Below are 25115 nucleotides of genomic sequence, written 5' to 3'. Positions count from 1 at the left end.
GCGCGCAGGCCAAGCCGATGCGTCAGGCGATGGGTTCGAGCAGGCGCGGACGAAGCGGATCGTCGTGCTCGACGACGATCGACGCCCGGTCACGGGGCGCCTCCTCCGCGAGGTAGAGGCGGCACGCGGCCATGTACCGCGACGCGTAGGCGGCTTCCGCCGCCGCGCGGCCCCCGAGGTGCTCGGCATCACGGTCGATCCCTCGCCGCTCGGCCCGGTCGATCGAGCTCTCGAGGTAGACGACCTCGTCCCAGTGACGGCGCAGGTCGCCGCGCTGGACGAAGGTCGCCGCGAAGATGACGATCGCATCCGACGGAGCCGTGGTGAACTCGCGCAGCACGGCGTCGGTGGCGAGGTCGTGGACCCGCACCGCGTACTCCCGGGATCCGTCCGGTCCGAGCGGGCGGAGCACGAGGTCGCGGAGCGCGTCGAAGTCGTAGGCGTCCTCGTAGTATCCGCGCGCTGACTCCCGGCCCTGCCGATATCGGATCGATCGGACGTGGTGGAACCCATCGGAGTCGATCAGGATCGCCGGCCGGCCATGAGCGGGGATGCGTTCGGCGAGCTCCTCGGCGAACGTGCTCTTGCCGGCACCGCAGACCCCGTCGATCCCGACTCGCAGTGGATGCCCGGGATCGCGTTCGCAGAGCAGGCGGGCCACGGCGTCGAGGACCGATGATCGCATCACGTGGTCAGCGTACGGGGACCTGGAGCTCGGCGGGCCGCTCCAGCCCCCCGACCGACACGGTGGGCCAACGCGGATCCACCGTGAGCACTTCGAGCCCCCGGGTGCCGACGACCACCGTGTCCTCCACCTTGGCGCCGGGCGCGCTCGGGTTCCACGCGAAGGCCTGCCCGACCTGTACGACGTCGCTGATGCCCGGGATCGCACGGGGATCGCGCCCGGCGTACCCGGCGGCGCCGCCCTGGTGGTGGTGTCGCCACTCCTCGGGGTCGAAGCCGTGCCGCGCATAGGACCCGATGCCCACCTCGAACGCGTCGGCGAGCGTCGCGCCGGGACGGGTGGCGCCGAGGAACTCGGCCTCGACGTCGAGGATCCGGCGCGCCGCATCCGCTTCGGCGGCGTCGGCGGGGCCGAACCGCACCCAGCGGGTCGCGTTCGCGATGAGGCCGTGCCGTCGTCCGCACGCCACGAGCATCGCGCGGTCGCCGAGCGGGCCGGTCGTGGGCAGCGGATGCCGGTACCCGAGCCTCGATCGCCCGGCAACGAGCGTCACCAACGGGTCGATGCCCCGCGCCGCGAGGTCGCCGCCGATTCGGGCGGCCACGTCGCGCTCGGAATCGCTCGGCTCGGCGGTGGCCGCGGCATCCGTCAGCACCTCGGCGACCTCCCCGCAGAGCACCCGGTAGCGCGCGAGCTCGGCGGGGAGGAGCGACGCCCGTGCCGCCCGCAGGTCGGCCGCGGCATCCGCCTCGTCGAGCTCGGCGAGGCCAGCCTCCGTGATCGGCTGGTGCCACGGCACGCGAACGAGGTCGAACCCGGAGATGTCGCCGAGCTCCTCGGCGAGCAGGCGCTCCGCCTCGTTCGCGAAGACCCGCAGCTCGTCGCGGTCACGATGCACCACGACGGCGACGACGGGGTCGGCCGCCAGCGAGACGTGCGTACGGGCACCGTCGAGGTACCAGGCGACGGCCGTGTGCGAGCGCAGCACGATGGAGTCGGCGCCGCGCCCGTCGAGGAGTGCGAGCATCCGGTCTCGCTTGGCGGCGCGATCATCGGCGACGGGCCCGGATACGACCGGCGGCCCCGAGACGGTCAGGGTCATGGCGAGGTCCTCTCAGCGGGCGGCGCCGGCGGCACGGGCGGCGGCGCCGTGCTCTCCCGCGCCTCGAGACGGGGTCGGTACAACACGGTGTGCTCGATCGGGCCGCCCGCGATGAGCGTGCGCAGCCGCGTCCACACCTGGGCGCCGAGTTCACCGCGCGGCACCGAGAGGCTCGTGAGCCGTGGCAGCGTGAACCGCGCCATCGGCACGTCGTCGAATCCGGCCACCGAGAGGTCGCCGGGCACGTCGACGCCGAGCTCCCGGAGCCGGGTCATCAGCCCGATGGCCACGAGGTCGTTGTACGCCATCACGGCCGTCGCGCCGCGATCGCGCGCGGCGAGCACGCGGTCGGCTGCCTCGTAACCGTCGTCGAGCCGGGAACCCGCTGCCAGCACCTCGATCTGCACGTCGCGATGCGCAGCGAGGGCCTCGTCGACGCCGCGCAGTCGCTCCGCGTTCGACGCGCTCGCGGCCGGTCCGCCGAGATACGCCAGCCGTCGATGCCCGAGCGCCCGCAGGTGCTCGACCAGGTCGCGGATGCCCCGCACGTAGTCGACCCCGACGACGGGCACGTCGGACCCGGGCAGCTGCCGGTTCACGACCACGACCGGTGCGACGCGGTCGACGACGCGCCGGAGTTGCGCCTCGGGCATGCGGGGCGCGCACAGCACGAGGGCGTCGCACCGGTGACGCGCCTCGAGCGCGGTCGCCTCCTCCTCATCGACGCGCTCGGCCGTGTCGGCGACGAGCACGCGGTAGCCGTCGGCGGCCGCGGCGAGACTGAGTCCCTGCAGGATGCCCTGGAAGAGCGGGTTGCCGAGATCGGGCACGACCATGGCGATGGTGTCGTTGCGACCGTGCACGAGGCTGCGTGCGGCGGCGCTCGGCGCGTAGCCGAGCGCCGCGATCGACGCCTGCACGCGACGCACGATCTCGGGATCGACGGTCTGCTTGCCGTTCAGCACGCGCGACACCGATGCCTGCGAGACGCCCGCGTGCGCGGCGACGTCCGCGATGGTCACTCCGCGGCTGCGCTCGCCCATGCCACCCCTCTCCCGTCGCGCTCGACGGCCGTCGGTCCGGTTCCGATGGATGCCCCGTGGTCGCCGACCCATCGAGAAACCGGTTCCTCAGTGTAGCCGCTGAGTTGCCGGACGCTGCTGCCATCGCCTAGGCTGAACGTGAGAAAGCGGTTTCTCAGCCGTTCTCCGACTACGGGCGGCATGTGCCGCGATCACCGGCCGCCAGTGCGGCCTCAGCGGCAGGAGCGTGGATGCGGGTCGTCGTCACGGGGTCGTCGGGCAGGCTCGGCCGAACGCTCAGCACCGGGCTCGCGGCATCCGGACACACGGTCGTCGGGGCGGATCTCGCACCCGTCGGACTTCCGGGCATCGAGGAGCGCGAGCTCGACCTGCTCGACGAGCACGCCGCGCAGCGGCTCCTCGACGACGTACGCCCGGACGCACTCGTGCACCTCGCGGGCATCGCCGTGCCGTTCAGCGCACCCGAGTCGCGGATCCTCGTGACCAACACCTCGCTCGCCCATTCCGTCCTCGACGCCGCCGCCCGCACCGGCGTGGGGCGCGTCCTCGTCGCGAGCAGCCCCACGGTGATCGGCTACGGCACGCCCGACTGGCGCGCGAGCGCGGTGCCGATCGACGAGACGCACCCCCGAGAGCCGTCGAACGCCTACGCCCTGTCGAAGCTCATCATCGAGGAGACGGTGCGCATGTTCGCCCGCACGGCCGCGGGCGCATACGGCTACTTCCGGCCCTGCTACGTGGTTCCGCCCGAGGAGTGGGCAGGGGCGCCGACACAGCAGGGCCACACCATGCGGGAGCGCCTCGACGATCCGGCGCTCGCCGCCGTCAGCCTCTTCAACTACCTCGACGCCCGCGACGCGGCCGCGTTCGCCGAGGCGTGGGTCGCCGCCCCGCCCCACGTCGTCGACGGCGAGGGGTTCTTCGTGGGCGCCGCCGATGCGCTCGCGCGACGGCCGATCGCCGAGCTCTGGCGCGAGCTCGCGCCCGGCCTCGGCGCCGGCGCCGACCGGCTCACCGGTACGCAGCCCGTCTTCTCGATCGAGAAGGCCGCATCGCTGCTCGGCTGGCGCCCCCGGCGCAGCTGGCGCACCGAGCTCGTCGCGGCCGAGGCATCCGCCGCCACCCCCGATGTTCCCGTTCCCGCGCAAGGTTCCCGCCACAACGGGCACCCGCCGCGGGAACGGGAACACGAGGCGGGGCCCGCCAGCGGAACCGCCACCTCCGTGCCAGAACGAACGTCCGCAACCGAGACGAGGACCGCATGACCGCAGCCACCAGCCCCCTCGCCTTCGACGGGGTGCTCTTCTTCCCCGTCACGCCGTTCACCGCCAGCGGCGCCGTGCAGCTCGACACCCTCGCCGAGCACGTCGCGAGCCGATTGCCGTTCGAGCCGGGCGGCGTGTTCCCGGCGTGCGGCACGGGCGAGTTCCACGCGCTCTCGGCGAGCGAGGCGATCGACGTGGTGCGCACCACGGTGCAGGCGGTCGACGGTCGCGTGCCCGTCATCGCCGGTGCGGGCGGACCGCTCGGCCACGCCGTCGAGCTCGCGCGCGGCGCCGAGGCCGCGGGCGCCGACGGCCTGCTGCTCCTGCCGCCCTACCTCGTGTCGGGCACCACGGCCGGGCTCGTCGCGTGGGTCGAGGCCGTGGCCGCGGCATCCGACCTGCCCGTCATCGTCTACCACCGCGGCACGGCCCGCTACACGGTCGACGCGATCACGCGGCTCGCGGCGAACCCGAAGGTGGCCGGCTTCAAGGACGGCACGGGCGACATCGGGCTCGCACAGGAGATCGTGCTCGCGGCCGAGGCCGCCGGCCGCGACGACTGGGCCTTCTTCAACGGCCTGCTCACGGCGGAGCTCAGCCAGGGCGCGTACCGCGGCATCGGCATCCCGCTGTACTCCTCAGCGGCGTTCGCGATGATCCCCGAGCTCGCGGCGCTGCACTACCGGGCGTACCTCGATGGTGACGAGGGCACGCGGATGTCCCTCCTGCGCGACTTCTACACCCCGCTCGTTCGGCTCCGCGACGAGACCCCGGGCTTCGGCGTGTCGCTCATCAAGGCGGGCCTGCGGCTGCGTGGACTCGACGTCGGATCGGTGCGCCCGCCGCTCGTCGATCCCACGCCCGAGCAGGAGACGCGGCTCGCCGGGATCCTCGAGACAGGGCTCGCGCTCGCCGAGCGGCACGCGCCGGCAGGGGCATCCGCGCGGTGACCGCGACGATCGCACGGCTCGCGACCCGGCCCCTCCGAGTGCCGCTGCGCCGCCCGTGGGGCCCCGACGTGCGCGGCCTCTCGCTCGTCGAGGTCCTCGTCGAGGACTCCGACGGCGCGACCGGTCACGGCTTCTCGTGGACGCCCTCGATCGGCGCCGCCGCGGTGCGCGCGCACCTCGACCACGACATCGCCGCGTTCGCGGTCGGACGTGCGGCCGAGGCATCCGCCCTCTGGCAGCCCCTCTGGGAGCACCTGCACGAGGGCGGTGGCGGCGGCATCACGACCATCGCGATGGCCGGTCTCGACCTCGCGCTCTGGGACCTCGCGGCCAGACGCGCGGAGACCGGCATCACCGACCACCTGGGGCGCCGGCACGACACCGCGGTCGTCTACGGCAGCGGCGTGAACCTGCACTATCCCCTCGACGAGCTCCTGGCCCAGGCCGAGCGCTGGGTCGCAGCGGGCTTCGACGCCGTGAAGGTCAAGGTCGGCAGTCCCGACCTCGCGCGCGACGTCGAGCGCCTCGCCGCCGTGCGGCAGGTCATCGGCCCCGACCGCCGGCTCATGGTCGACGCGAACCAGCGCTGGACGCTCGCGCAGGCCGAGCGGGCGATCGGCGAGTTGGCGCCGTTCGGACTCGCCTGGATCGAGGAGCCGCTGCGTGCCGACGACCTCGCGGGACACGTCGAGCTGCGCCGGCGCATCGACGTGCCCGTCGCGCTCGGCGAGAACCTGTACACGCGCTACCGCTTCGCCGAGTTCATCGACGCCGGCGCCGTCGACCTCGTACAGCCGAACGTCGTGCGGGTCGGCGGCATCACGCCGTTCCTCGCCATCGCCGAGCTCGCCCGCGACCGCGGCGTCGACCTCGCGCCGCACCTGCTGCTCGAGCTCTCGGCGCAGCTCGCGCTCGCGCTGCCGGGTGAGCATCTCGTGGAGGCCGTCGAGGACGCGTCGTTCGAGGCGCTGGGCGCACTCGCCGCGCCGTCGCCCGTCGCCGTGTCGGGCGCCACGGCGTACACCACCGGCCGACCCGGCCTCGGCATACGCTTCACGAGCGAGCCGACGGATGCCGCGGCATCCCCTCGACCTACGGAGGAACCATGACCGACACCGCCACCACGGGCGCCGCCACCACCACCGACTCTGCGGACGCCACGACGCCCGCCGAGCTCGACCGGATCGCCGCCGCGGCCCGCCGTGCCTTCGCGGTGACCGTCGACTCGACCGCGGCCGATCGCGCCGCGTGGCTGCGAGCGGCCGCCGATGCCCTCGACGCGGCCCGCGACGAACTCGTGGCGATCGCCGACGAGGAGACGCACCTCGGCACTGCACGCCTGACCGGCGAGGTCGCCCGCACCACCGCGCAGCTCCGGCTCTTCGCCGACGCGATCCTGGAGGGCTCCTACCTCGAGGCGGCCATCGACCACCCCGATCCGACCACCACGCCGCCGCGCCCCGACCTGCGCCGCATGCTGCGCCCGCTCGGCCCAGTCGCGGTGTTCGGTGCGTCGAACTTCCCGTTCGCCTTCTCGGTCGCCGGCGGCGACACCGCGTCGGCGCTCGCCGCCGGCTGTCCCGTCATCGTGAAGGGGCACTCGGCACACATCAGGCTTTCGCGGCGCACCGCCGAGATCGTGACCGAGGCGCTGCGCGCCGCGGGCGCTCCCGACGGCATCTTCGGCCACGTCGAGGGCCGCGAGACGGGTGTCGCGCTCGTGCAGCACCCCGAGATCCGTGCCGTCGGGTTCACCGGATCGCTGCACGGCGGCCGCTTCCTCTTCGACCTCGCGCAGCGGCGGCCCGACCCGATCCCGTTCTACGGGGAACTCAGCGCCGTGAATCCCGTACTCATCACGCCGGCCGCGATCGACGCACGCGCCGACGAGCTCGCGGCCGGACTCGCCGGATCGTTCACGCTCGGCGCCGGCCAGTTCTGCACGAACCCGGGCGTGGTCTTCGTGCCGGCCGGTTCGGGATTCGCCGAGCGCGTCGGTGCGGCGGTGGCCGCGACCTCAGCCGCGCCCATGCTGACCGACGGCATCGCGGCCGCCTTCGCGCAGGGGATCGCGGGCCTCGTGGGCCGGGCCGACGTCGAGGTCGTGGCCGGCGAACCGGCGCAGCAGCGCGGCACGGGCTCGCCCGTGGTGATGCGCACGACGACCGACGCGGTGCTGGCCGACCCGGGCGCGCTGTTCCACGAGTGCTTCGGGCCGTCGACCCTCGTCGTCGAGTACGCCGAGATCGCCGACGCGCTCGACGCGATCCGCGCGGTGGGCGGCAGCCTCACGGCGAGCGTCCACGCGGAGCCCGGCGAAGCGCTCGGCGGCATCCTCCCGGTGCTGACCGAGGTCGCCGGGCGCGTGCTCTTCGCCGGCTGGCCCACGGGCGTCGCGGTGAGCTGGGCTCAGCAGCACGGCGGTCCGTGGCCGTCGTCGACGTCGATCCACACCTCGGTGGGCGTGACCGCGATCCGCCGGTTCCTGCGACCGGTGGCCTACCAGGACGCCCCGGATGCCGCGTTGCCGACCGAGCTTCGCGACGAGAACGTGCTCGGCATCCCTCGCCGCATCGACGGGGTTCTCACCCTGTCGTGAGCCTCCCGTGATTCCCCGATGACGCGTACGCGACTGGACCGCTCCGGGTGACGCGGCCCAGGGGCCGCGGCATCCGCTCACCGCGCGTCGGTGACGGCCCGGTCGTCCAGTTCGTTGATGATGTCGACCAGCTCATCGATGCGGTACCCGTGAGCGCGTGCGAACGCGACCAGTTCGCGGGCCCTCTGTACGACGGCGCCCCTCGGCGGCGTGCCGGCCACCGAGATGCCGCGCCCTCGGCGGAACTCGAGGAGGCCCTCCTGCCGCAGCAGCCGCAGCGCCCGGAGCACCGTGTTCGTGTTGACGCCGAGCACGGCCGCGAGATCCTTGGCGGGCGGGAGCCGCTCACCAGGCTCTGCCTCGCCCTCGGCGATCGCTCGACGGATCGCCGCGGCGACCTGTTCGAAGAGGTCGATCGGCTCGGCTCTATCGACCTTGACACGAATCATGGTGCTAGCGATAATAGCATCAAAGACAAGGACAACCCTGATGGTCGTCGACGCTCCGATTCGGGAGCCTGATTCCGCACCCCCCGCATACGACGAGTCCGCGATGAGCGAGCCCGTCGAGGCGCTCATCAAGGAGGCCAGGCAGCGCGCGCGGCGGCGGCGCCTCGTCATCGGTGCCGTCGCTGCTGCGACGGTCGCCGTCGCGGCGATCGCCGTGACCGCGGCGCTCGACGGGGGTCCGCCTCAGAGCCGAGGAGCGGCGGCCGACTCCCCAGCCTGGCCGACGTCCTTCGGCGTCTTCGAGCCGGCACGTGGCCGGATCGTCTACACGGACGGTGCAGGGCTGAGCGCCATCGACCCAGCCGACCCGTCCTCTGTCAATACCCTGGCTCTCCCGAATGGACTGGGTGCGCTCATACCGGCGGGCTGGTCCGCGGACGGAACGAGGCTGGCGTTGACCTCCGAACACAGCGGCAGCAACTACGTGGTGGATACTGACGGTGCGGTCACGCTGGTCCCGGGCGGTGCGGGCTGCTGCTGGTTCGTGACCGATCCCTGGCTCTCCCCCGACGGCACCATCGCCATCGAAGTCATGGAGGGCGACCGGCTCCGCCTCAATGATCTCAAGGGGCTCCACGCGTCTCGCGTCATCGAACTCGATCCGCCGGTGGGAGACCTCGACACCGGCGTGGTGCCGGTCACCGCGTGGTCCCCCGACGGCGCCCGGATCGCCTACACCGCGTACGAACAGGTCAGCACGCACATGCTGCCGTCCGTCTTCGTCGTCGACCTCGACACCGGCAGTGCTCGGCAACTGGTGCCGCCCGGCTTCGGTCACATCAGGCAGATGGCCTGGTCGCCGGACGGCTCGCGGCTCCTCGTGATCGCCGGCCCGTATCGTCAGACGAACCCCGAGCCGACCGGGCTCAACCCCATGATCGGTGCGAAGGAAACCGGCCTGTACCTGGTCGGCACCGACCGCTCCACCCCGACCGGCCCGGCCACGGCGCTGCACCCGATCGCCTCGGGCCACTATGTCGCCGCGACGTGGTCGCCCGACGGCGAGCAGATCGCCGCGATCGGCGGTGTCGGCTCGGACCGCCGACTGGTGGTGATGAGTGCCGACGGTTCGGCATCACGAGCCATCGCCGATCTTCCGTCGGACGAGCTCTTCACCGGACTGGCGTGGCACCCGGCTCCCGCGCCGGACTGAGGCGCGGGGGCCGCGGCATCCGAGCGCTTCGGCTCAGTCGACGTTCGTGAAGACGACCGACTCGTAGCCGAACGACGGGGCAGTCCGCATCGTCAGCGAATCGGCGTCCGCGACCGACCACGCTTCCTGCCAGGTGATCGACTCGCCCGGCAGGATCGGCGTGGTCGGCGGGATGCCGACCTGGCCCCCCTCGGCGCCGACGTCGAGGATCCGCGTGGCCTCGGTGCCGCCCGACGAGAGCGTCGAGGCGACGATGGGCTGGACGTTCTCGGACGAGTCGTTCGTGATGGTCAGCGTGAAGACCAGGTCCGCTGCCTGGTCGGATCCAACAGCCACGTCGGACGGCGTGAACGGCTCGGGTGCGGAGACCGTCATGGAAACACCGTCCTCCCACGCCATCGTGTCGCCGAACACGAGCCCCTGCGCCGGCCCCGACTCGGTCGCATCCGGCGGAGCGGACTCGGGTGGCACCGGCGTGCCGAACTCCTCCTCGATCCCCTCCCGGATCTCCTCCTGGATCACTCCCGAGTCGACGAGCTGGCCGAAGACGTTGAACACGACGATCGCGGCCACGACGGCACCGACGATGGCACCGACGACCGAGAGGATCAGGCCGGTGATCGCCGGCCACTTCCGGCCGTTCAGGAAGAGGGCGACGATCGAGAGGATGAACGCGATCGGCAGGAGGACCCAGGCGACGACCTGCACGAACGGGATGCAGGCGAAGACGAGGCCGAGGGCGGCGATCACGAGCGCGACGATCCCCACGACGTTGGTCCCGGCCGGCTCGGCCGCGGCACCCGGCGGCGGGGCCGCCCCCACTGCGGGAGCGGTGCCGTACGGGGCGGCCGCGTACGGCCCCGCGGGCGGCTGCGTGGCGTACTGGGTGGTCGTGGTCTGGTCCGCCGCGGTGGGCGGGAAGGTGGCGGTCGCGGCCTGGTCGGCGGGTGGCGCGAGCGGCGCGGTGTGCTCCGTCCACTGCATCCCGTCCCAGTAGCGCAGCGCACCACGGCCGTCGTCGTACCAGCCCGCTGGAGCGTTCGTGGGATCGGTCATGCCCGCGATGATGCCAGCGAGCGTGCGTCGCGAAGGGGCCGAAAGGCCTGCCGTGACATCCGTCGTCCGACCACCGATGCACTCGTGCGGTTCAGATGCCGAGCTCGAGGTCGGCGATGAACACCGGCTGTCCGGTCTCGAGCGACCGGTTGCCGGCGATACCCACCGCGATCGCCTTCACGCCGTCGGCGTAGCCGGCCACGCGACCGAGCGGCGGGTCATCCGTCACCCGATCGAAGAGGTGCCCGAGCAGGTACGCGTCGCCGCCGCCGTGGCTGCCGATGCCGTCGGGGATCTCGACGACCTGCGCGCCCTCCCAGTGCCGCTGCAGCACGAGCCGCTCGGAGTCCGGGCGCACCTCGTCGATGGGCGAGTGATCGGGATGCATGCTCGGGTCGACCACGACCCGGCCGTCGTCGCCGATCAGCACCGCGCCGCGCTCGACGACCTCGAGCTCGGCGCGTCCCTCGGTGCCGTTGACGGTGACTCGGTAACCCTCCCATGGCGCGTGCGCGTTGAGCGAGTAGCTCATGGTGACGCCCGTGTCGTAGTCGACGAGTGCGGCGAGGTTGTCCTCGATCGTGATGCCCGGATCGAACACGTCGCGATCGCGCAGGTACCCGTCGTGATGCTCCTGGTCGAGGTAGAGCTCCTTCATGCGGGGCTCGGCGGCGAGGTCGAGCGCGAACGGGTCGCCCACGGCGCCGGTGCCGCGCGTTGGGCGCGCTCCGAGACCTCGCGCCGCCGCGTTCTCGGCGCCGTAGAAGCGCAGGCCGCCGCTCGCGAACACGCGCGCGGGCGTCGCCTGGATCCACCAGTTCACGAGGTCGAAGTGGTGCGACGCCTTGTGGATGAACAGGCCCCCCGACTTCGACTTGTCGCGGTGCCAGCGCCGGAAGTAGTCGGCGCCGTGCACGGTGTCGAGCGCCCACTCGAAGTGCACGCTCGTGACCCGGCCGATTCGGCCCTCTGCGATGACGCGCCGCAGCGTCGAGTTGCGCGGGCTGTACCGGTAGTTGAACGTCGTGATGACCTCGCGACCGGTCTCGGCGACGGCCGCCCCGATGCGGCGCACGTTCTCGGCGTCGATCGTGAGCGGCTTCTCCACCACGACGTCGGCGCCCGCGCGCAGCGAGCGCACCACGAAATCGGCGTGCGTGAAGTCGGGGGTGGTCACGATGACGCGGTCGAGGCGCTGCTCGGCGATCATGCGCTCGACGTCCTCGGGGAGGTAGCGTACGGGCGCCGGATGCCCCGCCGCCACCACCTCGCGCTCGTACACGTCGAGGCGACCCGGGTTGACGTCGATCCACGCCACGAGTCGGGCGACATCCGCATGCGGGCCCGACAGCGCCTCCACGTACATGCCGGCGCGGCTGCCCGTGCCGATGAGTCCGTACCGTTCCTGCTGCGCCATCGCGTGTGCTCCACCTCGGGTCGTGGTCGGCGAGAATGCGCTGAGAAAGCGCTATCTCGGATCGACTCATTTCTACCAGCCCGCCGTCGAACGGCCAAACCACCGCCGTCCGACGAAGCCTCGCGCGGTAGAGTCGAGGCCCTTGAGCGGCGGAATTTCGGAGGATCGCATGAGCGACGGCGGCCACGACGCTCGTCGCCGCACGCCCGCGACGCTGCACGATGTCGCGCGTGAGGCCGGGGTGTCGCTCGCGACCGCATCGCGATCGCTCAACAGCAGCACGAGACGCGTCAACGACGAGTACCGCAGGCGGGTGCTCGAGGCCGCGGCGCGGCTCGACTACTCCCCCAACCTCTCGGCGCGGGCGGTGGCGCGTGGCACGACCACCACGGTCGCCCTGCTCGTCGCCGACATCGCCGACCCGTACTTCTCGTCGATCGCCGCCGGCGTCATCGCCGTGGCCGACACGGAGCACCACATCGTCACGATGGCCGTCACCGAACGCGACCCCGAACGCGAGCTGGCCCTCGTGCGAACGCTCCGCGGACAGCGGCCGCGCGTCATGATCCTGGCGGGATCGCGGCCGATGACCGACCCCACCGGAGGCGCGCTCGCCGACGAGCTCCACGCCTACGAGCGCGCGGGCGGCAGGGTCGTGCTGATCGGCCGCAACGAATCGGGGTTGCGCACCGTACCCGTCGAGAACCGCGGCGGGGCGGAGGCGCTCGGGCGCGAGCTGGTGCGCCTCGGCTACCGGCGCTTCGCGGCCGTCACGGGTGCGGAGGGCCTGCGCTCGGCCGCCGACCGCGTGGAGGGCTTCCGCGCTGGCATCGCCGCGACCGGCGGCGAACTGCGCGATGCCGACCTCGTCCGCGACGCGTTCACGCGCGACGGCGGCTACCGCGCCATGCAGGCGCTCCTCGAGCGCGGCATCGAGGGCATCGAGCTCGTGTTCGCCGCGACCGACGTGATGGCCGTGGGCGTGCTCGCGGCGATCCGCGACGCGGGCCTCGTGCCAGGAGCGGATGTCGCGGTGGCGGGATTCAACGACATCCCGACGGTGCGCGACCTCACGCCCGCGCTCACCACGGTGCGCGTGCCGCTCGAGGAGCTCGGCCGCCGCGCGCTCCGCCTCGCCCTCGGCGACGCGGATGCCGACGACGAGCGCACCGTGCAGACCGAGGTCGTGCTGCGCGAGTCCACGCCGCCCCGCCGCTGACCGCCGGCCGCCGCCCGCCGGCCGCGGCGCTCCCGCACGCACCCCAACCCCGCACCGCGCGCTGCGCCACCAGCAGCTCCTGTGCGCCACTTCGGTTGGCGCACAGACCGCGCAGATGGCGCAGACGCGATCACCACCCGCCGCTCGCAGGCAGGCGCGCCGCGCAGCCTCAGCCGACGCGCGTGATCGGCGGCATCACGTACGACCCGTCGAGCATCGCCTCGCGTGGTTGGTAGACGCGCAGCATCGGCCGGAAGTCGCCTTCGGGCGTCGGCAGCCAGTTCGCGGCGGCGACCTCGTCGTCTGGGCGCTCGTGCTGCAGGCGGATCACGAGCGAGCCGTCGTCGCCCGTGACGATGCCCGGAGTGCGGTCGCCGATCGAGTACCGATCGATCGGGTTCGCGACGAGGTGGTACTCGGGCATCGAGTACATCGTGATCGACCAGAAGGCCTCGGCCGGCGGCAGTTCGGTGAGCCGCAGCTCATAGGCTCGCGAGCCGTCGAGCTGCTCGCCGTCGGCGTCGACGTAGACGCTCGCGTAGTACGCCTCGTATCCGTGGTTGCCCCAGAGCCCGTTGCGCGCGGACGCGGCACGCACCTCGTAACCGGTCTCGCGGTCGGCGATCTTCCACTCGGGCGAGTCGATCGTGCCCAGCCCGAGGTGGTCGACGTTGTAGTCGAACCCGTGCGGCATGCCCTGCCAGCCGTTCACGGCGTCGCCCGCATTCTCGCGGGCGAGTTCCTCGACCCGGTTGCGACCCGCGGCGAAGGCGTGCTCGAGGTGCTCGTCGAGGTCGCGCGGCACGACGCCGTAGGGATTGCCGGGGTCGGTCAGGCCGTACTGGGCGAATCGGTCGAGGTACGCCCGGTCGGCCTCCGATGGCGGGAACGCCTGGCTCCACTGCCGCAGCAGGTCCCAGAAGCGCAGGTGCTCGGTGATGCCGGATGCCGCGTGCGGAATGCCGCGGAGCGGGCCGTTGCCGTCGACCGGGGTGAGCGTGAGCTGCGCCTGCAGGTCGCGCACGCGCGGCATGTCGTCGTCGCCGTCGACGGCGAGCCGGCCGACGATCGTCGCGATGTCGGTGGGCGCCTCGATGACCCGGGCCCCGGCCGGGACGTCGCCCGACCAGCCGGGCGGCGTGATGAGGAAGGTGCCCTCTGCCGTGCCGGTGGCGCGGCGCCCGACGTACGCGAAGTTGTTCGTCCAGGCGTCGACGAACTGCAGCACGGAGTATGCGCCGCCCGTGTCGGGCACGTGCAGCACGAGTGGTCCGCCCGAGAGGTCGAGCTGGGCGATCGAGTAGATGGTGTCGTTGTTGACGCTCACGAACGGCTCGTCGGGCGTCGCGAGCGACGGCCCGTGGGCGAACGCGTTGAAGCCCGCCGCGGGCAGTGCGCCCATGCCGTTCGTCGCGATCGCCTGCAACGACGACACGTTGTAGACGAGCGGATATCCGAACACGTAGGCGTCGACGAGATGACGCTCGGTCCAGTCCATGGAACCTCCCCCGTTCGCGGTGCCCGCCCGCGGGCCGGCTGCTCACAGGCTAACGGGCTCGTCGCCGTTCGAGCGAGAGGTAGAAGACGCCGTAGACGACCGCCGAGACGACGATGCCGACGACGAACATGACGGCGGCGGGCCGTTCCCACGCGAAGTCGCCGAGACGCACGGCGATGGCCACCAGGATGCAGGCGAGGCTCACGAGCTGCGCCTGGAACACCCACCGGTACGCCGACCACCTGGCGTCCCACAGCATCCAGACGTTGACCATGCCCGGCAGCGTGAGCACCGCGCCGACGATACGCGCGGTGAGCGGCGCCAGCGGCCAGGCCCACGTGTCGACGAGCACCGAAGGCACGACGAAGAGCACGAGCCCCGTGACCGTGGCCGCGGCACCGACGATCGCGAGCACGTGGCGCCACGGCGTCGGGATGACCACGTCGTCGGCTTCGGACTCGCCGGGATCCTGCCCGCGCTGGATGACGATCGCGATGAGCACGAGCGCCGGCGTGGTGACGTAGAGGGCGACCCACGTGACGAACGACAGGTGGCCGAAGTGGAAACGATCCCAGTGCAGGAACGTCGCGATGCCGACCAGGCTCGCGAACAGGAGCACGGCGGGGAATCCGTGCCGCACCCGGTGCCAGCGGCGCTGCAGGGCGACGTGCGAGAAGAACCAGATGCCGCCGGCGTAGGCCGACCCGAGCAGCATCGCCGTGATCGGCGGCTCGATCGTCCAGGCGAAGTGCTGCTCGGTGCCGCCGGGCAGCACGAGGAGCAGGAAGGTCGCCGCCACGAGGAACGGGATGATGACGTAGGCGAGCACGCGCGTGTACGGCCGCACGCGGTCACGTGGCGGCGACTCAACCTGCGGTTGCCGCGACATCGGCCACCTCCGCATCGTGAGTGTCGTGTGCCGCCTCGCGCCGGAGTGCGAAGGCGACGGCGTCGTCGACATGCAGGTGCCGTCCGTGTGCGAGCGCCTGCTCGAACGCGTCGGCAGCCGGAGACGCGAGGATGCCGTCGACGAACCGCTGGTGGAACGAGAAGGTCGGCGCGTTGTAGAGCCCAGTGCGCTCGCGCACCACTTGCGCGGCGCCGAGCAGGGTGCCGGCACGCACCGGGTCGCCCGCGGCGGCCGCGACCGCCGTGAGCCCCTCGAGCCCGTACGCGACGCCCTCGTCGTGGCGGAGTCGTGCCGAGAGGGTCAGGCTCTCCTCGAAGCAGTCCCGGGCGATCCCGAAGTCGCCGACCAGCACCTCCGCCCAGCCGAGGTGGTGCAGCGCGATGGTCTCGCCGAGGTCGTCGCCCTGGCGCTTGGCGACGGCGAGGCTCTCATTGAAGCGGGCCACCGCCGCGTGCACGTCCTGCGTGAGCAGCGCCACGCGCCCCTGGGTGACGAGCGCCATCGCCTGGCCCCAGTCGTCGCCCGCGTCGCGGAAGAGCACGAGGCTCTCATCGAGCGCCTCCCCGGCACGCGCGACATCGGGCTCTCGCGTGCCGAGATGGGCGAGTGCGAGCGAGATGAGCGCCAGCGCCTCCCCCGATCGTTCTCCCTCCCGATGGAAGAGGGCGGCGCTCTCGCCGAGGCCGGGGACGAGCCACTCGTCTGGGTCCTGCCAGAACGCGATCGCCCGCGTGAAGTAGAGCGCCCGCGCCTTCGTCGGCTCGTCGAGCGGGTCGCCGGATTCGAGCACCTCGGTCATCCACTCGCGCAGCTCGCCGAGGTGCCCGTCGATCCACCAGTACACGTAGAGGCTCCACGCGAACCGTGCGGCGGCCGACCACTGCCGGGTGTCGAGCAGGTGGCGCGCGGTGGCACGCAGGTTCTCATCGTCCTCGGCGAGCCGGTCGATCCATTCGAGCTGGCGCGGCCCCTGCAGCTCGCGCTGCGCCTCCTCGCCGAGCCGGGTGAAGTACTCGGCGTGCCGGTCGCGCAGGGCCGCAGCGTCCGGCCGCGCCGACAGCTGTTCGCGCGCGTACTCGCGCACGGTCGAGAGCATCGTGAACAGGGCACGGTCGCCGCGCTCGTGCTGTCGCACGAGGCTGCCGTCGACGAGCGCGGCGAGGTCGTCGAGCGTGTCGGCGCCGGGGATGTCACGACCGATCCATTCGGCCGCGTCGAGCGTGAAGCCGCCGGCGAAGACCCCGAGCCTGGTGAGGAGCTCCTGCTGCGAGGCGCCGAGCAGTTGCGTGCTCCACTCGATGGTCGAACGGATGGTGCGCTGCCGCTCGGGGAGGTCGCGCACGCCCCCGCCGAGCCCGAGCAGGTGCCGTCCGAGCCGTTCGACGAGCTCGGCGGGCGTCAGCACCCGGGAACGGGCCGCCGCGAGCTCGATCGCGAGCGGCACGCCGTCGAGCACGACGACGATGCGTATCACGTCGCCCACGTTCTCGTCGGTGAGTTCGAAGTCGGGCTTCACGGCGCGCGCCCGCTCGACGAACAGGCTCACCGAGGGCGCGGCGAGCGCGCGCTCGACGTCGGGGCCGCGTCGCAGGTCGGGAAGCCCGAGCGGGCCGAGCTCCACCCCGTGCTCGCCCGTGATGCGGAGGAGGATGCGGCTCGTGGCGAGCACGGTGAGGCCCGGGGCATCCGTCAGCAGCGAACGGATCGCGGGCGCGGCGTCGACGACCTGTTCGAGGTTGTCGAGCAGCAGCAGCATCCGGCGATTCCGCAGCGCCATGCGGAGCTTCTCGTCGAGGGTGCCGTCGCCGATGTCCCGCACGCACAGCGCGTTCGCGATGGCCGCGGGCACGAGGTTCGGATCCGTGACGGGCGCGAGGTCGACGAACCCGATGCCGCCGTGGAACCGGTCGCGCACGCGGTTCGCGGCCTCGATCGACAGGCGGCTCTTGCCGATGCCGCCCGGGCCCGTGATGGTCACGAGGCGCACGGTGTCGTCGGCGATCAGGTCCGTCACCGCCTCGAGCTCGCGCTCCCGGCCGAGGAGTGCGGTGAGCGCGGCGGGGAGGCGGACGGTGCCGGCCATGCCCGCATCGGGCTCCGCCTCGTCCTGGGGTGACGTCGCCGCTCGCGTGAACCGTTCGGCGAGGAGCGTCGCGAGGTCGCCGCGCACGAGCTCGGCGAGCTGCGCGGGATCCGTGAAGTACGTGTACGAGGCGCGGTCGTCGGCCTTGATCCGCGCGAGGAGGTCCGTGAGGCGCGACTCGCGCTCCACGCCCTCCTTGACGTACACGAGCTTCGGCAGCTCGGGCGGCGCGAGCCGGTACTCGTCCTCCAGCCCGGAGACGTCCTCGCCCGGCGACACCCATCCGTACTGCCCGCCGTAGAGCCCGACGAAGATGTCGCTCTGCGCGAGGTACGCACGGTAGAGCTCGCGCGGCGGGTGCGGCCGGGCGCCGAGCTCGAACATGACGGGCGCGAGGTGCAGCTGCTCGATCGCCTCGCGCACCGCCCGGCGTTCCGGCGCGAGTTCCCTCAGCGTCGAGCTCACGAAGACGCGCAGACGCTGGTCGGGCGTTCGGATGCCCGGATCCGCCGGACTCATGACTGCAGTCTGTTCCCAGCGGGCCCGTGCTGTAAATCCCCAGTCCTGGCGGCGACGCGGTGGTGGCGCCGGGAACGCGGCGGTACACTCGCGGCGAGGCGGCGGGGGCAGCCGCTCGGTGCCGTCGGGGAGGACGAACGCGTGGACGCCAGTGAGCACCTCTCGCCGGCGATCCTCGTGGTCGCGGCCGACGCCGTCGCCCGCGAGGCGCTGCTCGAGCCGCTCCGCCGCCGGTACTCCGCCGACTACCGGATCATCGAGGCGGATGCCCCCGAGCGCGCCGCATCGGCCATCGACGAGTTGCACGCGGCGGGCGGAGACCTCGCCCTCGTGCTCGCCGACGACGCCTCGCCAGTGGCCGGGCACGAGAGCGTGTTCGCCGCCGCCCGCCGGCGCTTCCCCGACGTCAGGCGCGGGCTCGTGATCGAGTGGGGCGCCTGGGCGGACCGCGCCACCTCCAGTGCCGTGCTCGAGCTCATGTCGCACGTCCAGATCGACTACTACGTGGTGCGTCCGGTGCACTCGCCCGACGAGTCCTTCCACCGCGCCGTGACCGACTTCCTCCGCGAGTGGGAGGCCGCCGTCGGCAAGCGTCACCGTGCCTTCACCGTGATCGGCGACGACGCCCAGCCGCGCACCCACGTGCTGCGGAGCCGGCTCGCGCGAGGCGGGGTGCCGTCGGACCACCTCAGGCCCGACTCGGCGGAGGCGATGACGCTGCTCGCCGAGGCGGGCATCGACTACGCGGGCGTGCCGCTCGTTCGCGCCGCCGACGGCCGGGTGCTGGTCGATCCCGACGACGCGACGCTCGCCCGAGCGTACGGCCTCGACACGTCACTCCCCGACGGCATGGTCGACGTCGCGGTCGTCGGCGCCGGGCCCGCCGGCCTCGCCGCGGCGGTGTACGCGGCATCCGAGGGTCTCGACACGCTCGTGCTCGAGGGCGAGTCGATCGGCGGCCAGGCGGGGTCGAGCTCGCTCATCCGCAACTACCTCGGCTTCTCGCGGGGCGTCTCGGGGGCGGAGCTCGCGCAGCGCGCGTACCAGCAGGCCTGGGTGTTCGGTGCACGGTTCGCACACACCCGGCGGGTCGCCGGCCTGCGACTCGTCGACGGCGGATTCGAGCTCGACGTGGCGCCCGACGTGGCGCCCGACGGCGACGCGGCGACGGGCGAGCTCGTGCGCGCCCGCGCGGTCGTGCTGGCGACGGGCGTCAGCTACCGACGGCTCTCGGCGCCGGGCCTGCGTCCGTTCGTCGGGGCATCCGTCTTCTACGGCGCCTCCTCGGTCGAGGCGCGCGCCCAGACGGGTCGCGACGTGCTCGTGGTCGGCGGCGGCAACTCGGCGGGCCAGGCGGCCCTCCACCTCGCCCGCTACGCCCGCTCGGTGTCGCTCGTGGTGCGCAAGGAGTCACTCGCCGACAGCATGTCGCGCTACCTCATCGACCAGCTTGAGGCCGCAGGGGTCGGGCTGATCACGCGCTCGCACGTCGTGGATGCGGGGGCGGCGCAGGCCGACCGACTCGACCACGTGATCATCGAGCGCGCCGACACCGGCGAGCGGGTCGAGGTGCCCGCGGCGGCGGTGTTCATCACGATCGGCGCCCGCCCGCACACCGAGTGGCTGCCGCCCGAGGTGCTGCGCGACCGATGGGGCTCGGTCATCACCGGGCCGGAGGTCCTCGCCGAGGGCGGACGCCGGGCGTGGCTCGGCGATGAAGACGGTCCCGCGCCGCTCGAGACGTCGGTGCCCGGCTGCTTCGCCGTCGGCGACGTGCGTCGCGGGTCGGTGAAACGCGTGGCGTCAGCGGTCGGCGAGGGCTCGGTCGTGGTGTCGTCGGTGCACGCGCATCTCGGCCCGCACCCGGGCGGCTGAGCATCCGGTGCACTCAGGGTCCGTCGGTACGCTGGGTCGATGTCGTTCGATCCGCGCAGCATCCCGGTCGACCCCGCCGCCGCAGCGGCGCTCGCCCGCCACGGGCTCGAGTATCGACTGCTCGATCCCGACGACCATGACGCGATGACGGCGTGGGTCGAGGCCGAGTATCGCGGCTTCCACCATGCGCAACCCCGGGACGTCGAGCGCGACTACTCGCTGGCCGTGGCATCCGACCGCCGCGTGCACGGCGTGTACGACCCCAAGGCGGCCGATCCGGCCGTGCCCGTCGCCACCGTCGACGGATGGCCGACCGGACTCAGCGTGCCCGGCGGGCGGAGCGTCGATGCCTGGGCCGTGAGCGCGGTGACCGTCGCGGCCACGCATCGCCGGCGCGGCATCGCCAGGGCACTCATGGAGGGCGAGCTCGCGAACGCCCGCAACGCCGGCGCCGCGCTCGCGATGCTCACCGTCACCGAGGCGACGATCTACGGGCGATACGGGTACGCTCCGGCGGCGCGGGCGGCGACCATCACGGTCGACCGGCAGCGGGCGCACTGGATCGGGCCGGATGCCCCGGGCCGCGTGCACTTCGTCGGCCACGCCGAGCTGCGCGAGACCGCGGCCGCGATCACCCGGCGCGCCGTCGCTCGCACCCCGGGTGAGATCGACCGGTGGCCGGGCATCCTCGATCGGGCGCTCGGCCTCATCGACCCCGACGGCGACCGCGCCCGGCAGTTGCGCACGGTGCGATACGACGACGAGCACGGACAGCCGCAGGGTTTCGTCACCTACCGCATCACGCGCGAGCCGAACGAGCCCGGGTTCGTGGACTTCGACTTCCTCGTCGCGGCGACCGACGAGGCCGAGCGAGCCCTGTGGCGGTTCCTCGTCGAGCAGGACTTCGTCAGCGGCGTGCGCGGTCGGCTCCGCTCGGTCGACGAACCGCTCCCGTGGCTCCTCGAGGACCCCCGCGCCGTCACGCTGACCGACGTCGTCGACCACCTGTGGCTGCGCGTGCTCGATCCCGTCGAGGCGCTCGCGGCGCGGCGGTACGGCATGGCCGGCACGCTCGACCTCGAGGTGACCGATCCGCTGCAGCACGCGAGCGGCCGATTCCGGGTCACGGCCGACGAACGCGGCCGCGCCGAGGCGGAGCGTCTCGAGGCGGATGCCGCCTCCGCACGTCACACGCTGACGCTCGGCGTACAGGAACTCGGGGCCATCTACCTCGGCGGGGTGCGCCCATCGGTGCTCGCACGAGCACGACGCATCACGTCGGCCACGGCCGGCTCGGTATCGATCGCCGACCGGATGTTCGCCGCCGATCGCACCCCGCACCTCAGCATCTGGTTCTGAAGTCCGGGCCGCGCCCGGTGCTGGACGATCACCCCAGTTCGGGGGACATGCGTGAGAGCGCTCCCAGTGGTCTCGGGCCGGGCCGCGCCTGCGCCGACCGGCCAGTCGGTGTGGTTACCCAAGTGTTATGAAGCGATTTGTTCGGGGTGGCCACAATTGCGGCATCATGGCCAGTGCCGACGCCAAGGACGACGCCGGTACCTCGAGGGGTCGACCTCACACAGAAGGGGAGCGCAATGAAGTCAGCTTCACTGGTCTCTGCCGTCGCACTCGCCGGGTTGTCCGCGCTGGTGCTGGCAGGCTGTTCGGGCGGCACGGGCGAGGAAGACGGCGGCGGCGACGCAGCGACGCGCGCGTGCGTCATCCTCCCCGACGCCGCCTCATCGCCGCGCTGGGAGAACAACGACCGCCCGTACCTCGAAGACGGCCTCGAGGCCGCCGGGTTCGAGACGGACATCCAGAACGCGCAGGGCGACACCAACAAGTACGCCACCATCGCCGACCAGCAGCTCAGCAAGGGCTGCGGTGTCATGCTGCTCGTCGACTACAACGGCGCCGGCGCCGCCGTGGCCGAGAAGGCCAAGGCCGAGGGCATCCCGGTCATCGCCTACGACCGGCCCATCGAAGGCGCCGACTACTACGTCTCCTTCGACAACGCCGAGGTCGGGGCCCTCGAGGGCCAGTCCATCGTCGACGGCCTGAAGGCCGCCGGCAAGGACCCGGCGACCGCGATCGTGGTCTACATGGGCGGCGACCCCGCCGACGGCAACGCCAAGATGTTCCACGACGGCGCGGTCGCAGTCATGGAGGAGGCCGGCATCACGCCGGCTGCCGAGCCCCCGGGCGTCTGGGACGGCGAGAAGTCCGCGACGAACTTCGAGCAGGCGCTCACGTCGCTCGGCGGCAAGGTCGACGCGGTCTGGGTGGCGAACGACACGAACGCCGCGGGCGTCATCACGATCCTCGACAAGAACGGCCTCGTCGTTCCGGTCTCGGGTCAGGACGCGTCGATCGCCGGCCTGCAGAACGTGCTCCTCGGCAAGCAGACCGCCACGGTCTACAAGCCGATCAAGCTCGAGGCCGACGCCGCCGTCGAGCTGGCGGTCGCGCTGCTCGAGGGCGAGACCCCGGAGGCCGACCAGGAGCTCGAGGACGGCACTCCGTACATCGCGGTCACGCCGATCCTCGTTGGTCCCGAAGAGGTCGTCGACGTCGTCGAAGCGGGTGACGCCGACCCGGCCGAGCTCTGCCAGGGCGAGGTCGCGGCCAAGTGCACTGAGTTCGGCATCCAGTAACACCAGCGATCGGGGCTCCGAGCCGAGGCGGACCACCGCCCGGCCGGAGCCCCGATCACCCTTCCCGGTCTTGGCACGCGAGTGCCACACTGAGAGCCGAGACAGCGTCGTCGAAAGGAACGGGCATGAATGCGAGCGTGAATGCGGTCGCGCCGATCATCGAACTGCAGGGGGTCGTCAAGAGCTTCGGTCCGGTCAGCGTGCTGAAGGGCGTCGATCTGAAGGCCTACCCGGGCAGGGTCACCGCGCTCGTCGGTGACAACGGCGCCGGAAAGTCGACGCTCATCAAGGGCCTGGCGGGCGTGCAGCCCTACGATGCGGGCTCCGTGCGCTTCGACGGTCAGGAGGTCGCCCTGCACACGCCGCGGGATGCGGCGCATCTCGGCATCGAGGTCGTGTACCAGGACCTCGCGCTCTGCGAGAACCTCGACATCGTGCAGAACATGTTCCTCGGCCGCGAGGAGACGGAGTTCGGCACGTTCGACGAGGGGCGCATGGAGCGCCAGGCATCCGACACCCTCCGTTCGCTCTCGGTGCGCACGGTGAAGTCGGTGCGTCAGAAGGTCGCAAGCCTCTCCGGTGGCCAGCGCCAGACCGTCGCGATCGCCCGCGCCGTGCTCAAGAAGGCGCGCGTCGTCATCCTCGACGAGCCGACGGCGGCCCTCGGGGTGGCGCAGACCGAGCAGGTGCTGAACCTCGTGCGACGGCTCGCCGATCAGGGCGTCGCGGTCATCATCATCAGTCACAACCTCGCCGACGTCTTCGCGGTCGCCGACCACATCGACGTGCTCTACCTCGGGCAGATGGTCGCGTCCCTCGAGGCGGCCTCGACGTCGCGCGATGACGTCGTCGGGTACATCACCGGCACGAAGGTCCAGCAGGGAGAGATCGCATGAGCTCGCAGCAGCCGGCCCCTGGCGCGATCGCGCCCGACACCTCGGCGTCGGACGTCGCGCCCGGCCTGATCGGCAGCGGGCAGGAGGGCACGATCGCCGATCAGGTGCGCGCCTACGGGCAACGGGTGCGCAGCGGCGACATGGGGGCGTTGCCCGCCGTCGGCGGCTTCGTGGTGCTCACTATCCTGTTCAGCTTCCTGAGCCCCTTCTTCCTCACGGAGCGGAACTTCGCCAACCTGCTCACCCAGGCCGCGACGCTCGTCATGCTCGGCATGGCCCTGGTCTTCGTGCTGCTCCTCGGTGAGATCGACCTCTCGGCCGGCGTCACGAGCGGCATGACGATGGCGCTGTTCATCGTGCTCGTGAACGTGCACGCGGTGAACTGGGTGCTCGCGCTCGTCATCGCGTTCGCCGCCGGTCTCCTCACCGGCACGCTCATCGGCTTCTTCGTGGCGAGGGTCGGCATTCCATCCTTCGTCGTGACCCTCGGCCTGTTCCTCGGCTACCAGGGCCTGACCCTCATGATCATCGGCGCGGGCGGCCTCTACCGGGTGCAGATCCCCGAGATCCGTGCCATCCAGAACTCGAACATGCCGGTGTGGGCGGGCTGGGCGATGCTCGGCGTCATCCTCGCCGTCTCGGCAGCGACCTCGTTCTGGGACCGGGCCCGCCGCTCGAGGGCCGGTGTTCCCAACCGCACCATCGCGCTCGTCTGGATCAAGCTCGGCGTCATCGCGGTCATCGGCGGTGCCGTGGTCGCCATCCTGAGCCGCAACCGAGGCCAGTCCGTCGGTGTCGTCGAGGGCGTGCCGATCGTCGTGCCGATCGTGCTCGTCATCCTCTGGATCGGCACGTTCGTGCTCGATCGCACCAAGTTCGGGCGGTACCTCTACGCGATCGGCGGCAACGCCGAGGCGGCCCGGCGTTCGGGCGTCAAGGTCATGCTCGTGCGCTGGAGCGCCTTCATCGTCTGCTCGACGCTCGCGGTGGTCTCGGGCCTGTTCTCGATCAGCAAGGTCGGGGCGGTCGACGCGGCGGCCGGTCGCGAGATCGTGCTGTCGGGCGTGGCTGCGGCGGTCGTTGGCGGCGTCAGCCTCTTCGGCGGACGCGGGCGCCTGCTGCATGCGGCCATCGGCGCCCTCGTCATCGCCGTCATCACCAACGGCCTCGGGCTCCTCAACCTGCCGGCCGGCGTCAACCTCGTGGTCACGGGCGGCGTGCTCATCCTGGCGGCGACGGTCGATGCGGTCTCGCGGGTTCGCGCCGGGGGCACGATCTTCCGGACCTGACCGGCGAGGCCGAGCGGATGCCGCGACCACCGGTCGTGGCATCCGTTCTCGTCATGCGCGCCCGCGCCGGAGTGCGGGCGGGACGCTCGTCCTGCACCCCGCTGCTCGCGCTCGATCGATGCTTCCTCCAGCGATCACGGTGCCGAAGTGCCGAAGTCCCGGAGTCCCGGAGTCCCGGAGTCCCATGGTGCCGGAGTCCCGGAGTCCCGGAGTCTAATGGTGCCGAAGTACCGAAGTGCCAAAGTCCCAGGGTGCCGAAGTACCGAAATACCGGAGTGCCGAGGTACCGGAGTGCCGAGGTACCGGAGTGCCGAGGTACCGGAGTGCCGGAGTGCCGAAGTGCCAAGGTGCCGGAGTGCCGCGATACCGAAGCACCGAAGTCCCGAAGTACCG

The 25115-nt window shown here is 72.1% G+C and carries 20 protein-coding genes; 11 read left to right on the top strand and 9 right to left on the bottom strand.

What is annotated here, in order from left to right:
* Window positions 1-22: 22 nt before the first annotated feature.
* The 3 genes from ACVFI9_RS05140 to ACVFI9_RS05130 are packed head-to-tail and all read right to left on the bottom strand — an operon-like array spanning window position 23 to window position 2830.
* A complete protein-coding gene (locus ACVFI9_RS05140; protein ID WP_474766374.1) occupies window positions 23-685 on the bottom strand; it encodes a nucleoside/nucleotide kinase family protein in 663 nt (220 codons plus the stop codon).
* Window positions 686-692: 7 nt separating this feature from the next.
* A complete protein-coding gene (locus tag ACVFI9_RS05135; RefSeq protein ID WP_474764973.1) occupies window positions 693-1787 on the bottom strand; it encodes a M24 family metallopeptidase in 1095 nt (364 codons plus the stop codon).
* The gene (locus ACVFI9_RS05130; protein ID WP_474764972.1) at window positions 1784-2830 is read right to left on the bottom strand and encodes a LacI family DNA-binding transcriptional regulator; all 1047 of its coding nucleotides are present in this window, start codon (window positions 2828-2830) and stop codon (window positions 1784-1786) included. Before ACVFI9_RS05130 ends, ACVFI9_RS05135 begins: the two co-directional genes overlap by 4 nt.
* 230 nt (window positions 2831-3060) lie before the next feature.
* On the opposite strand from ACVFI9_RS05130, the gene ACVFI9_RS05125 reads away from it, so the two are divergent.
* The 4 genes from ACVFI9_RS05125 to ACVFI9_RS05110 are packed head-to-tail and all read left to right on the top strand — an operon-like array spanning window position 3061 to window position 7644.
* On the top strand, window positions 3061-4095 hold the full coding sequence (locus ACVFI9_RS05125; protein ID WP_474764971.1) for an NAD-dependent epimerase/dehydratase family protein: 1035 nt from the start codon (window positions 3061-3063) through the stop codon (window positions 4093-4095).
* The gene (locus tag ACVFI9_RS05120) at window positions 4092-5045 is read left to right on the top strand and encodes a 5-dehydro-4-deoxyglucarate dehydratase (protein WP_474764970.1); all 954 of its coding nucleotides are present in this window, start codon (window positions 4092-4094) and stop codon (window positions 5043-5045) included. The genes ACVFI9_RS05125 and ACVFI9_RS05120 overlap by 4 nt, the downstream gene beginning before the upstream one ends.
* On the top strand, window positions 5042-6154 hold the full coding sequence (locus ACVFI9_RS05115) for a mandelate racemase/muconate lactonizing enzyme family protein (RefSeq protein ID WP_474764969.1): 1113 nt from the start codon (window positions 5042-5044) through the stop codon (window positions 6152-6154). The genes ACVFI9_RS05120 and ACVFI9_RS05115 overlap by 4 nt, the downstream gene beginning before the upstream one ends.
* Complete coding sequence (locus ACVFI9_RS05110; protein ID WP_474764968.1) at window positions 6151-7644, top strand: aldehyde dehydrogenase (NADP(+)); 1494 nt, start codon at window positions 6151-6153, stop codon at window positions 7642-7644. Before ACVFI9_RS05115 ends, ACVFI9_RS05110 begins: the two co-directional genes overlap by 4 nt.
* A 77-nt stretch (window positions 7645-7721) precedes the next feature.
* Here the strand turns inward: ACVFI9_RS05110 and ACVFI9_RS05105 are convergent, their stop codons facing one another.
* Complete coding sequence (locus tag ACVFI9_RS05105; RefSeq protein WP_474764967.1) at window positions 7722-8093, bottom strand: GntR family transcriptional regulator; 372 nt, start codon at window positions 8091-8093, stop codon at window positions 7722-7724.
* Between the two features lie 103 nt (window positions 8094-8196).
* Between ACVFI9_RS05105 and ACVFI9_RS05100 the strand changes: the two genes are divergently transcribed.
* Window positions 8197-9306, top strand: a complete 1110-nt coding sequence (locus ACVFI9_RS05100; RefSeq protein ID WP_474764966.1) for a hypothetical protein — start codon at window positions 8197-8199, stop codon at window positions 9304-9306.
* A 33-nt stretch (window positions 9307-9339) separates the two neighbouring features.
* On the opposite strand, the gene ACVFI9_RS05095 is transcribed toward ACVFI9_RS05100, so the two are convergent.
* Window positions 9340-10362, bottom strand: a complete 1023-nt coding sequence (locus ACVFI9_RS05095; protein WP_474764965.1) for a DUF2510 domain-containing protein — start codon at window positions 10360-10362, stop codon at window positions 9340-9342.
* A 91-nt stretch (window positions 10363-10453) separates the two neighbouring features.
* Window positions 10454-11779, bottom strand: a complete 1326-nt coding sequence (locus tag ACVFI9_RS05090; protein WP_474764964.1) for a Gfo/Idh/MocA family protein — start codon at window positions 11777-11779, stop codon at window positions 10454-10456.
* Window positions 11780-11948: 169 nt separating this feature from the next.
* Between ACVFI9_RS05090 and ACVFI9_RS05085 the strand changes: the two genes are divergently transcribed.
* Complete coding sequence (locus ACVFI9_RS05085; RefSeq protein WP_474764963.1) at window positions 11949-12998, top strand: LacI family DNA-binding transcriptional regulator; 1050 nt, start codon at window positions 11949-11951, stop codon at window positions 12996-12998.
* A gap of 169 nt (window positions 12999-13167) precedes the next feature.
* On the opposite strand, the gene ACVFI9_RS05080 is transcribed toward ACVFI9_RS05085, so the two are convergent.
* The 3 genes from ACVFI9_RS05080 to ACVFI9_RS05070 are packed head-to-tail and all read right to left on the bottom strand — an operon-like array spanning window position 13168 to window position 18008.
* A complete protein-coding gene (locus tag ACVFI9_RS05080) occupies window positions 13168-14496 on the bottom strand; it encodes a DUF1254 domain-containing protein (protein WP_474764962.1) in 1329 nt (442 codons plus the stop codon).
* Window positions 14497-14545: 49 nt separating this feature from the next.
* Window positions 14546-15385, bottom strand: a complete 840-nt coding sequence (locus ACVFI9_RS05075) for a hypothetical protein (RefSeq protein WP_474764961.1) — start codon at window positions 15383-15385, stop codon at window positions 14546-14548.
* The gene (locus ACVFI9_RS05070; RefSeq protein ID WP_474764960.1) at window positions 15363-18008 is read right to left on the bottom strand and encodes a DUF4062 domain-containing protein; all 2646 of its coding nucleotides are present in this window, start codon (window positions 18006-18008) and stop codon (window positions 15363-15365) included. The genes ACVFI9_RS05075 and ACVFI9_RS05070 overlap by 23 nt, the downstream gene beginning before the upstream one ends.
* 141 nt (window positions 18009-18149) lie before the next feature.
* Between ACVFI9_RS05070 and ACVFI9_RS05065 the strand changes: the two genes are divergently transcribed.
* The 5 genes from ACVFI9_RS05065 to ACVFI9_RS05045 all read left to right on the top strand — a co-directional run bounded on the left by ACVFI9_RS05065 (window position 18150) and on the right by ACVFI9_RS05045 (window position 24722).
* Entirely contained in the window at window positions 18150-19883 is a 1734-nt protein-coding gene (locus tag ACVFI9_RS05065; protein WP_474764959.1) for an NAD(P)/FAD-dependent oxidoreductase, read from the top strand.
* Window positions 19884-19922: 39 nt separating this feature from the next.
* Window positions 19923-21242: a GNAT family N-acetyltransferase gene (locus ACVFI9_RS05060; RefSeq protein ID WP_474764958.1), complete on the top strand. Its 1320-nt coding sequence runs from the start codon at window positions 19923-19925 to the stop codon at window positions 21240-21242.
* A gap of 236 nt (window positions 21243-21478) precedes the next feature.
* Window positions 21479-22537: a sugar ABC transporter substrate-binding protein gene (locus tag ACVFI9_RS05055; RefSeq protein WP_474764957.1), complete on the top strand. Its 1059-nt coding sequence runs from the start codon at window positions 21479-21481 to the stop codon at window positions 22535-22537.
* A gap of 125 nt (window positions 22538-22662) precedes the next feature.
* On the top strand, window positions 22663-23433 hold the full coding sequence (locus ACVFI9_RS05050) for an ATP-binding cassette domain-containing protein (RefSeq protein WP_474764956.1): 771 nt from the start codon (window positions 22663-22665) through the stop codon (window positions 23431-23433).
* Entirely contained in the window at window positions 23430-24722 is a 1293-nt protein-coding gene (locus ACVFI9_RS05045) for a sugar ABC transporter permease (RefSeq protein WP_474764955.1), read from the top strand. Before ACVFI9_RS05050 ends, ACVFI9_RS05045 begins: the two co-directional genes overlap by 4 nt.
* The last annotated feature ends 393 nt before the right edge of the window (window positions 24723-25115 follow it).

The organism is Agromyces sp. NSFZ (assembly GCF_056156205.1).
The sequence above is the reverse complement of the archived record's forward strand: the minus strand, read 5'-3'. Positions and strand labels throughout refer to the sequence as shown.

Coding starts and splice junctions, on each gene's coding strand:
- ACVFI9_RS05070 (WP_474764960.1), bottom strand. CDS start 18,008: ATGAGTCCGGCGGATCCGGGCATCCGAACGCCCGACCAGCGTCTGCGC.
- ACVFI9_RS05120 (WP_474764970.1), top strand. CDS start 4,092: ATGACCGCAGCCACCAGCCCCCTCGCCTTCGACGGGGTGCTCTTCTTC.
- ACVFI9_RS05060 (WP_474764958.1), top strand. CDS start 19,923: ATGTCGTTCGATCCGCGCAGCATCCCGGTCGACCCCGCCGCCGCAGCG.
- ACVFI9_RS05050 (WP_474764956.1), top strand. CDS start 22,663: ATGAATGCGAGCGTGAATGCGGTCGCGCCGATCATCGAACTGCAGGGG.
- ACVFI9_RS05110 (WP_474764968.1), top strand. CDS start 6,151: ATGACCGACACCGCCACCACGGGCGCCGCCACCACCACCGACTCTGCG.
- ACVFI9_RS05045 (WP_474764955.1), top strand. CDS start 23,430: ATGAGCTCGCAGCAGCCGGCCCCTGGCGCGATCGCGCCCGACACCTCG.
- ACVFI9_RS05075 (WP_474764961.1), bottom strand. CDS start 15,385: ATGTCGCGGCAACCGCAGGTTGAGTCGCCGCCACGTGACCGCGTGCGG.
- ACVFI9_RS05100 (WP_474764966.1), top strand. CDS start 8,197: ATGAGCGAGCCCGTCGAGGCGCTCATCAAGGAGGCCAGGCAGCGCGCG.
- ACVFI9_RS05125 (WP_474764971.1), top strand. CDS start 3,061: ATGCGGGTCGTCGTCACGGGGTCGTCGGGCAGGCTCGGCCGAACGCTC.
- ACVFI9_RS05130 (WP_474764972.1), bottom strand. CDS start 2,830: ATGGGCGAGCGCAGCCGCGGAGTGACCATCGCGGACGTCGCCGCGCAC.
- ACVFI9_RS05105 (WP_474764967.1), bottom strand. CDS start 8,093: ATGATTCGTGTCAAGGTCGATAGAGCCGAGCCGATCGACCTCTTCGAA.
- ACVFI9_RS05095 (WP_474764965.1), bottom strand. CDS start 10,362: ATGACCGATCCCACGAACGCTCCAGCGGGCTGGTACGACGACGGCCGT.
- ACVFI9_RS05085 (WP_474764963.1), top strand. CDS start 11,949: ATGAGCGACGGCGGCCACGACGCTCGTCGCCGCACGCCCGCGACGCTG.
- ACVFI9_RS05090 (WP_474764964.1), bottom strand. CDS start 11,779: ATGGCGCAGCAGGAACGGTACGGACTCATCGGCACGGGCAGCCGCGCC.
- ACVFI9_RS05055 (WP_474764957.1), top strand. CDS start 21,479: ATGAAGTCAGCTTCACTGGTCTCTGCCGTCGCACTCGCCGGGTTGTCC.
- ACVFI9_RS05080 (WP_474764962.1), bottom strand. CDS start 14,496: ATGGACTGGACCGAGCGTCATCTCGTCGACGCCTACGTGTTCGGATAT.
- ACVFI9_RS05140 (WP_474766374.1), bottom strand. CDS start 685: ATGCGATCATCGGTCCTCGACGCCGTGGCCCGCCTGCTCTGCGAACGC.
- ACVFI9_RS05135 (WP_474764973.1), bottom strand. CDS start 1,787: ATGACCCTGACCGTCTCGGGGCCGCCGGTCGTATCCGGGCCCGTCGCC.